This is a genomic window from Loktanella sp. DJP18 (genome assembly GCF_049310965.1).
Classification (GTDB): domain Bacteria; phylum Pseudomonadota; class Alphaproteobacteria; order Rhodobacterales; family Rhodobacteraceae; genus Loktanella.
The window spans coordinates 1-7,889 of the sequence record NZ_JBMERN010000149.1; the positions used below are offsets into that span (position 1 = coordinate 1).

Genomic DNA, 7,889 nt, shown 5'->3' on the forward strand with positions numbered 1-7,889 from the left:
ATTGATGTCTTCATGAGAATCCTCCGTCTAGCATATAGGACCGCTGGTACTGCGTCAGACGCAGTGCCGTCCCGTCCGGGTAGCGGGATCGAGCCGTTCGAAAGCATTTGGAGCAGCGTCTCGGAGGCCAAGCCTTCTTCTCTCTCGGGCTCTGAACCCGCCATGGGGAGCCGGATGCCCCCCATGGTCGTGGTCATGATCGTGGATCGTCAGATCAGAAGTCCCAGAAGCCTTCTTCGCCGTAGTCATCGCAGGAAGCGCCGACTTCGGTCTCCTCAAGAAAGCCGCTCCTGTCGGTGTCATAACCGCCGTAGACGCTCGTGCCGAACTCGTCTTCCGACAGAAGACCATCTCGGTCGGCGTCCCACTCGTTGAACATGCCGCTTTCGCCGAAGCCAGCACCGAACTCGTCTTCGGTCAGCGACAGGTCAGCATCGCTGTCCCAGACGCCGTAGTCCTCCGTTGCCCTGAAGCCAACCTGCTGCTCTTCTTCCGTGAAAAGCCCGTCCTGATCGGAATCATAGGACCCATAGAGGCCGGTGCTGTACTCGGCTTCCGACAGGTAGGTGTCATCGTCGATATCAGCTTCACCGAACCACTCGTTCTCGCCGTAGGCTGCGCCGTATTCGGTCTGGTCCAGCATCGTGTCCTGGTTCGTGTCCCAGTCGCCGTGGCAGTCTGCCAGAGCGGGGGTGGCGCCGACGCCAAGTGCAAGGATCGACGTCATCGCGAGATTGCGCAAAGTGAGTGTCATGGAAATTCCTCCATATTTGGTTGTCCGGCGTGCGCGCCTAGGGTTCGCTGGCCCGCCGCCGGATGTGACGGCTCCGCTGCTGTTTTCAACAGGAGCGAAACCGGCGCTGGTCGAGGTGAAGGGTCGACCGAAGCCGACCCTTCGTAAGTCGTGAGGGATCAGACGTCCCAGAAACCGCCGTCGCCCATGTCGTCGCCGACATCGCCGAACTCTGGCTCTTCAATCACGCCGCTGTCGTCGGCGTCGTAGGAGTTGAAGACGCCAGTGTTGAATTCGTCCTCGGACAGGGCGCCATCAGCGTCTTCGTCCCACGTGCTGTAGGCGCTGTCGTCGCCCCAGGCAGTGCCCCAGCCGTCGTTGAACTCTTGCTCGCTCAGCGCGCCGTCAGCGTCCATATCCCAGGCACTCATGTCTTCCTGTGCCATGGCGGGCGCGGCCACAAAAGCTGCGAGGACGGCACCGATGGCGGCAAGTTTTTTGATCTCGATTGTCATTTTTTTCTCCTGTTGCAGATGACGGCCGTGGCCACCTTGAGGAGAGAACCTGCTTCTGCTGCTTCTGTTCCCGAGCTTTTTGAATCGTGATGTGCCGCACCAAGGCGGACTTTAATCGCGCTCTGGCAGCAATGACTTTGGCGCCTTTCGCCAAAGTCCGGCCTTTGCGCCGGCGCAGGACGTTGTGGACCCTTGTCGCAGCGATCTCGCCTTGAGCCATTGCGATCGCAATCTGGTTCAGGCCCGACTTTGATAATCTCCGACATGCTCTCCTGTGTGGATTGCTACAGACCCACCTTGGCACACTGATGCCGTCTGGGGGCGGTTACATCATCAACGCCATCTGCCTCTGACCCTTCGACGAGTTCTGCTGCTGACGTGGAAGAGCGCCTGGAACTGCTGTCGAGGAAGCCTTTAGCCCCGTAATCGACTTATTCTGACTTTGACATTGCCGCCGTCACTGCGCTTGACAGCTGCCAGATCTATGTGGGAACGTTCCCGAAGCAAGGAAACGATAGGCTTTTGCCCGATTGCGGCCGGCTGTAAGTACTGCGCCAGAGGAGGGGCCGGTTCTTTGAAGAGACGTCAAGGCACCACCATCGTAGACATCGCACGGCTTACCGGTCTGTCGAAGAGCACAGTGTCTCGGGTGCTGACCGATGCCCCCAACATCTCGGACGAGGCGCGGGACAAGGTGCGCGAAGTCGTTCGCCATACCGGCTATCGTCCGAACGACCTCGCGCGTAGCCTGCGATCGGGCCGTACTGGCGTCGTCGGTCTGGTAATCCCCGATATCGCCAATCCGTTTTGGGCGGATGTTGCGAGGGGCGCGCAGGACGCTGCGTCGGACAGCGGCACCTCGATTCTGATCTTCAGCTCCGACTGGGATCCCGAGCGCGAGAAACGCCATTTTCGCGCCTTGGTTCAGGCACGGGTTGATGGCGCGATAATCAATCCGGTCCGCGACAGTCTGGACGACATTGAAGATTTCAACATTCCGGTCGTGCTGATCGGCTCGTCGGCGGGGCGGTTTTCGGGGTTGCCCTCGGTCGGCAGCGATATTGAACAGGGGGTCGCGCTGGGGCTGGCCCATACCGGCGGGCTGGGATTGAGCCAGCCGACGCTGATCGTTGGCGATGCCGAGCGCAGCGCCCGGGTCAGGTTCGTCGCAGCGGTGCAGGCGCATGTCCACGGCCGACACAGAACGCAGGACCAGACGAACGAACCGCTGGTGGTCGAGGATGGTCACTACACGGTCGAGGGAGGCCGAGAGGCTATGGCCCGGATCCTGAGTCGCCGACAGACGCCCGACCTGATCTTTGCCGCTAACGACCTCATGGCGCTGGGGGCGATGCAGGCGGTGCGGGCGGCGGGTCTACGCTGTCCCGAGGATATCTCGATCCTGGGGTTCGACGGGATTCCGGCCGGCGCGGTCAGTGCACCCGCGCTGACCACGGTTGTCAAACCGTCGCGCCAGATCGGCGCCAGCGGCTTTGCCCTCCTTTCCGAGGGTGCGACCGGAACCCGCCACCTGACGCTTCCCTGCACACTGCTTGAACGCGGGTCCGTTGCGGCCCGCGCGCTTAGTGTCCCCCTGTCCGACACTCCCCCGTCTGACACTCCCCCGTCCGACACTCACCTGTCGGACACTTTTCCGCCCCGCCCGCCCCTGCTCCGCGCCGTCTAGGAGAATACCGAATGCCGGCATCCTCTGCTGCATCTGGCGATGGGAACGTTCCCAACCTACCGGACCCGCATCTTCCTGTTCTCGGTGACAGCCGGTCGGAACGGATCGTCGACGGGTTCCGCAGGTGGGCCCCTTACTACATCATGCTGCTGCCGGGGCTGATCTACTTTGGCCTGTTCCACTATCTGCCGGTCTGGGAAGCCAAGCTTGCCTTCGAGGATCTGCGGATCATCGGCCCCAATGTCTGGGTCGGGCTGAAGCACTTCGCACAGCTGTTTACCTCGCCCGCGTTTGGCCAGGTGCTGATGAACACGCTGATCATCTCGGCGATGAAGATCGTGTTCGTGTTCCCGCTGCCGATCCTGCTCGCGCTGCTGATAAACGAGGTGCGTAATCCACGGTTCAGGCGCTCGGTGCAATCGGTGATTTACCTGCCGCATTTTCTGTCCTGGGTGGTCATTGCGGGGATCTTCATTGCGGCGCTGTCACCTTCGGGCGGGGCGGTGAACGACCTGCGGGACTTGCTGGGCCTGTCGCGGCACAATTACATGACCGACAGCGGCAGCATCCGCTGGGTGCTGGTCTGGTCCGAAGCCTGGCGGTCCGCCGGCTGGGATTCGCTGCTATATTTCGCCGCGATCATGGCTATCGACCCCGCGCTCTACGAGGCAGCCGAGATGGACGGGGCGGCACGCTGGCAAAAGATGCGCTACATCACCCTGCCGGGGATCGTGCCGACCATCGCTACGCTGTTCATCCTGAACGTTGGCCTGTTCCTGAACGCGGGTTTCGATCAGGTGTTCAACATGACCAATGACGCGATCCGCGACCGGATCGACATCATCGACACCTATGTCTACCGGCTGGGGATCGGCGGCGGTCAGTTCAGTCTTGCGACAGCGGCCGGCCTGTTCAAGGGCGTGATCTGCATGATCATGATGCTGGGTGCGCATTTCCTGTCCAAGCGCCTGACCGGCAAAGGGGTTTGGTAATGGCCCGTCAGACCCGCACCGGACTGGAACGGATGGAGGAGGCAATCATCGCCTCGGTCCTGATCGCGCTGGTTGTGGTGACCGTCCAACCGATCCTGAACCTGCTGGCGATTTCATTGTCGGACCCGGTTAACGTGCCGGGAATGAGCGGGCTTGCGATCGTGCCCGATGGGTTCTCCGTGGATATCTGGGCGCTTCTGGCCCAGCATCCGGCGGTCCAGCGCGGGCTGCTAAATTCGCTGTTCATCACCAGTGTCGGCACCGCACTGAACTTGACCTGCACGGCGCTGATGGCTTGGGCACTGTCACGCCAGCGGCTGCCGTTCCGGCGCACGATCTTCATCATGGTCTTGCTGACCATCGTGTTCGAACCGGGAATTATTCCCGACTATTTCGTAATGCGGCGGCTTGGCCTGCTGGATACCTACAGCTCGGTCATTCTCTACAAGCTCGTAAACGCCTGGTATCTGATCATCCTGATCCGGTTCTTCGAAGAGGTTCCGGAAGAACTGATCGAAGCCGCCGAAGGCCTGCTATGAACCGCTCGCGACCTGATCGCATAAAAGGCTACACCCACAGGGTGCAGCTCCATGTTTCAGGATGAAATGTATCAGACAAGCGTGACAGGGGGGGTTCTCATGCCACTCATTCCGTTTCATAATGGTTTTTCGATCTTTATATTACATAATTCTCATTATGCGCCAGGCCGATAAAAGAATAAAATCAGATGATTACTGGGTTTTTCGTCCGCCGCCCTTGGTTGGTGCTTTACAATAAACCTTCGCGCTCAGCTTTCTTTCGCGCCAGTTTACGCTGACGGCGAATAGCTTCAGCCTTCTCGCGGGCTTTACGGACGGCGGGTTTTTCAAAATGTTGTTTAAGTCGCATTTCGTGGAATACGCCCTCCGCCTGAAGTTTTTTCTTCAGTACGCGCAGCGCCTGATCAACATTGTTGTCACGGACACTTACCTGCATATTATTTTACCTACGCCATCGAATTATCGCAGTCAAAAATATGCAGGATTCTGACCTTTAGCAAGGCCGGATCACGCCGTACTGGCCGCCGCGCCAGCAGCCCAGGGGAAACCATTTCACAAGATAGGCCGAGGACCCAACGATCGATCGCTCGAAGATGAGCGACGGCACCTAGCCTAGATGAAAACGACCACGGTTGAATGCTCGTAGCATGCAGTCGTAATGTGTCGGCACCACTCGGTGTAACTCAATCTTGGTCTGCGAGAGTATGTCGCGATCAATCCGGTTACCGTATCAGGGTTCATTATTCCATCGATGCCTGTTCAACCTCAAACCCTGGTTATCTCTTTGGTTTACGGCGACACCCCCTTCCCTTGACCGCCATCGTAAGGGATAGGCGTGTCAGGGATACACGAGGAAAATTCAGTCGAGACCCCCAATGATTATACAGATCATAAGAAATTAAGAGCTGCAGACCTCAAGACCTTGGCTGAACTGCGCAATTCGGCGGCTTTACCGGCAAAGTCTCCACCCGTGCGCGCCCGTCCGGCGGTTTCGGCATCGCGCGCCATCCGCTCGAGCAGAACCGCCCGTTCTTCGACGATGCGTAATGCCACTCGCACGGCTTCCTCCAGCGATCCTTCCAGCGCAGCCGAGAACGCCCCGGCGGAATAGGCATGACCAACCTGACAGCGGTACCGTAGGGGTGCTTCCTTGATCTGCGAGAGCGTTCCGCCGCAGGCCGAACAGGAAAGCGGACCGATATCGGCGATGTCTTCTATAGTATCCGACAGGCAGGACCGTTGGCCAAGGGCAATGTCGACTTCGAGCGCTAGTGCGCGGGGAATGGGGCAGTTGGGAGCTGTTACTTCATGGACGAGGGAGGTAATCAGCGCAGCGATGTCATCGGGCGCGACGCGGTGGTCAATATCGCTGACCTCTAAAGCGTTAAGGGGCATTTCAGGTGCTGTTGCGCTCAGGGGATCCTGCACAACTGTCAGCCGGCCGCACTGTTTAATAGCTAGGAGCCCTGCCCCACCTTCGCGACACGACCCGGCTCCGTATTGAATCGCGACTGAGCGGAACAACGCATCTATCGCAGGCCGTGCCATATTCTCGCGCGGGCCGCTGCCCAGGCGGATGACGCCGTCAATGATAAGCAAGTGCCGGTCCGCAGGCGCCACATAAATACGACCGTTCCGCACAGGCTCACCCTCGACCGCCGTCGATGCAGGCAAAGCCGCACATTGGTCAAAGATATCGGCCAGAAGATCCCGCCCCTGCGATCCGACATGCAGCGCCACAAATATAGGTGCCGGCAGATTTGCAGGTATCTGCGGCAAGACCTGTTTCAGAACGGCCAAGGCACCGATTGACCCCCCGATGGCGATCACGCGTTCTACAGACATTCCGGCGGCTCCTGCGCTTCCGGATACGAACAACCGCATCCCCGGTCCTGCGCCTATGGCACAGGTATGAGCCAACATCTGCGTCTGGTGGCTGTTCCCTTTGCTAGAGGACAAGCTTGTTTTTCATGCGCATTTAATGACGCCGTTTAAGAGACAATGATACGGACGTCAGACAGTCGGCCCACAAAGCGTTCTGAAGCCTGCGACCCTACACCACCTGTCATTCGGATAACCACTGCCACCGGACTCAGGCGCGGCCCTTGACAGCTGGTCCGCTGGGGTCATGTCGCAGCCCAGCGTATTGGTCAGGAGCATGCGGGGAGCAAAAATGATGGATTGGTTGAGCACCCACAGCGACGCCCTTCAGGTGCTGCTCAGCGCTATCATGGTGGTCATTTGGGTCGCCTATCTGCAGGTGTTCCTGCTGAGTTTTCAGCGACAGCAGAGGCCCGACATTCTGATCAACATGGGTGCCGGCATCGGCTTGAAGACCCGATGCTTTGTCAGCAATCTATCGCTCGAACCGATCTACCTGCTCGAAGTGATCGTCGAAGTCGAAACGAAGAACAAATAAGCTGGATCAGTCTGGTCTTCAACCGGGGCCGCTTTAAGCGGTCCTGGACATGTTCTAGGCTCACGGATCATAGTCTTTCTGGGCTTAACTGAGCCTGGGTGAACTGGCGGCATCACCTCGGAGTACGCGGCGCCATTAAACATGTCATTCTTGTGGTGATACCGATAGTGTCAGGCGTAAACCTATTATCCGGGAGCTGGGCGTGTCGGAATATAAATCGGAAGTTGCCAAGGCGGCAGGCACCCACGCGTCCGGCGCATTGCAGGAACTTGTCGCGGAGTTCGACTGGTCGGGGACACCTTTGGGCCCGCCAGACAAATGGCCATCCTGGATCCGCAATACCGTCTCCCTGATCCTTCAGGCGCAGGTGCCGATCGTGACGTTCTGGGGCGAGACGGGCACGATGATCTATAATGACCACTTTGCAGAGTTCGCGGGCGGGCGGCACCCGGCCTCGCTCGGTGCGCCAGTGCGTGAAGTCTGGCCGGAGGTGGCGGACATTAACAGCTACGTTATCCAGGAGGTGCTGGCGGGACGCACTGTTCGCCTTCGCGATCAGGAACTGACGCTGAAGCGTAATGGTGCCGCCGAGAAAGTCTGGCTTAACGCGGATTATTCACCGGTGCTCGATGATGAGGGCCAGCCGGTCGGCGTTCTGGCGCTGCTCGCCGAGAGGACTGAGGATATCCTTGCTGACCGCAAGGTGGATGCCGAGCAGGCACGGCTGCACCAGATGTTCGATCAGGCGCCGGGGTTTATGGCGATGCTGCGCAGTCCGGGTCATATCTTTGATCTGACAAATGCGGCCTACATGCAGCTGATTGGCCACCGGGATGTAATAGGAAAGCCCGTTCGTCAGGCGTTGCCCGAGATCGAAGGCCAGGGTTTTTACGAACTGCTTGACAAGGTCTATACCTCTGGTGAGCCCTATATCGGTTCAGCGCTTTCTGTGCTTTTGCAACGCACGCCCGAGGCTACGCCCGAAGAGCGGTTTGTCGATTTTA

General features: G+C 59.0%; 10 protein-coding genes. 5 read left to right on the forward strand and 5 right to left on the reverse strand.

Translation table 11 applies throughout. The features are described 5' to 3' along the window. Positions 1 to 214: 214 nt before the first annotated feature. The 3 genes from ACOI1H_RS22070 to ACOI1H_RS22080 form a co-directional block, all read right to left on the reverse strand. Positions 215 to 754, reverse strand: coding sequence for a hypothetical protein (locus tag ACOI1H_RS22070; RefSeq protein WP_422440218.1), 540 nt, complete (start codon positions 752 to 754; stop codon positions 215 to 217). A gap of 158 nt (positions 755 to 912) precedes the next feature. Beyond that, positions 913 to 1,248: a hypothetical protein gene (locus tag ACOI1H_RS22075; RefSeq protein WP_422440220.1), complete on the reverse strand. Its 336-nt coding sequence runs from the start codon at positions 1,246 to 1,248 to the stop codon at positions 913 to 915. Then, complete coding sequence (locus ACOI1H_RS22080; protein WP_422440221.1) at positions 1,245 to 1,514, reverse strand: hypothetical protein; 270 nt, start codon at positions 1,512 to 1,514, stop codon at positions 1,245 to 1,247. The genes ACOI1H_RS22075 and ACOI1H_RS22080 overlap by 4 nt, the downstream gene beginning before the upstream one ends. Positions 1,515 to 1,822: 308 nt before the next feature. Between ACOI1H_RS22080 and ACOI1H_RS22085 the strand changes: the two genes are divergently transcribed. The 3 genes from ACOI1H_RS22085 to ACOI1H_RS22095 are packed head-to-tail and all read left to right on the forward strand — an operon-like array spanning position 1,823 to position 4,466. Beyond that, a complete protein-coding gene (locus tag ACOI1H_RS22085) occupies positions 1,823 to 2,935 on the forward strand; it encodes a LacI family DNA-binding transcriptional regulator (protein ID WP_422440222.1) in 1,113 nt (370 codons plus the stop codon). 11 nt (positions 2,936 to 2,946) lie between these two features. Further along, complete coding sequence (locus tag ACOI1H_RS22090) at positions 2,947 to 3,927, forward strand: ABC transporter permease (RefSeq protein WP_422440223.1); 981 nt, start codon at positions 2,947 to 2,949, stop codon at positions 3,925 to 3,927. Beyond that, positions 3,927 to 4,466: a hypothetical protein gene (locus tag ACOI1H_RS22095; protein WP_422440224.1), complete on the forward strand. Its 540-nt coding sequence runs from the start codon at positions 3,927 to 3,929 to the stop codon at positions 4,464 to 4,466. Before ACOI1H_RS22090 ends, ACOI1H_RS22095 begins: the two co-directional genes overlap by 1 nt. Before the next feature lie 229 nt (positions 4,467 to 4,695). Here the strand turns inward: ACOI1H_RS22095 and rpsU are convergent, their stop codons facing one another. Both rpsU and ACOI1H_RS22105 read right to left on the reverse strand, forming a co-directional pair. Continuing rightward, positions 4,696 to 4,902: a 30S ribosomal protein S21 gene (gene rpsU, locus ACOI1H_RS22100; RefSeq protein ID WP_422440225.1), complete on the reverse strand. Its 207-nt coding sequence runs from the start codon at positions 4,900 to 4,902 to the stop codon at positions 4,696 to 4,698. Positions 4,903 to 5,354: 452 nt separating this feature from the next. Continuing rightward, entirely contained in the window at positions 5,355 to 6,350 is a 996-nt protein-coding gene (locus ACOI1H_RS22105) for a chemotaxis protein CheB (RefSeq protein WP_422440226.1), read from the reverse strand. Between the two features lie 274 nt (positions 6,351 to 6,624). Here ACOI1H_RS22105 and ACOI1H_RS22110 point away from each other — a divergent pair, with 274 nt between their 5' ends. Together ACOI1H_RS22110 and ACOI1H_RS22115 are read left to right on the forward strand one after the other, a co-directional pair. Then, the gene (locus tag ACOI1H_RS22110) at positions 6,625 to 6,885 is read left to right on the forward strand and encodes a hypothetical protein (protein ID WP_422440227.1); all 261 of its coding nucleotides are present in this window, start codon (positions 6,625 to 6,627) and stop codon (positions 6,883 to 6,885) included. 202 nt (positions 6,886 to 7,087) lie between these two features. After that, positions 7,088 to 7,889 (forward strand): PAS domain-containing protein (locus ACOI1H_RS22115; RefSeq protein WP_422440229.1); only part of this gene is annotated, 802 nt, incomplete at its 3' end.

Excerpts from the sequence above, each read along its gene's own strand:
- ACOI1H_RS22110 (WP_422440227.1), top strand. The coding sequence starts at position 6,625 with ATGCGGGGAGCAAAAATGATGGATTGGTTGAGCACCCACAGCGACGCC.
- ACOI1H_RS22070 (WP_422440218.1), bottom strand. The coding sequence starts at position 754 with ATGACACTCACTTTGCGCAATCTCGCGATGACGTCGATCCTTGCACTT.
- ACOI1H_RS22090 (WP_422440223.1), top strand. The coding sequence starts at position 2,947 with ATGCCGGCATCCTCTGCTGCATCTGGCGATGGGAACGTTCCCAACCTA.
- ACOI1H_RS22075 (WP_422440220.1), bottom strand. The coding sequence starts at position 1,248 with ATGACAATCGAGATCAAAAAACTTGCCGCCATCGGTGCCGTCCTCGCA.
- ACOI1H_RS22095 (WP_422440224.1), top strand. The coding sequence starts at position 3,927 with ATGGCCCGTCAGACCCGCACCGGACTGGAACGGATGGAGGAGGCAATC.
- ACOI1H_RS22080 (WP_422440221.1), bottom strand. The coding sequence starts at position 1,514 with ATGTCGGAGATTATCAAAGTCGGGCCTGAACCAGATTGCGATCGCAAT.
- ACOI1H_RS22105 (WP_422440226.1), bottom strand. The coding sequence starts at position 6,350 with ATGCGGTTGTTCGTATCCGGAAGCGCAGGAGCCGCCGGAATGTCTGTA.
- rpsU (WP_422440225.1), bottom strand. The coding sequence starts at position 4,902 with ATGCAGGTAAGTGTCCGTGACAACAATGTTGATCAGGCGCTGCGCGTA.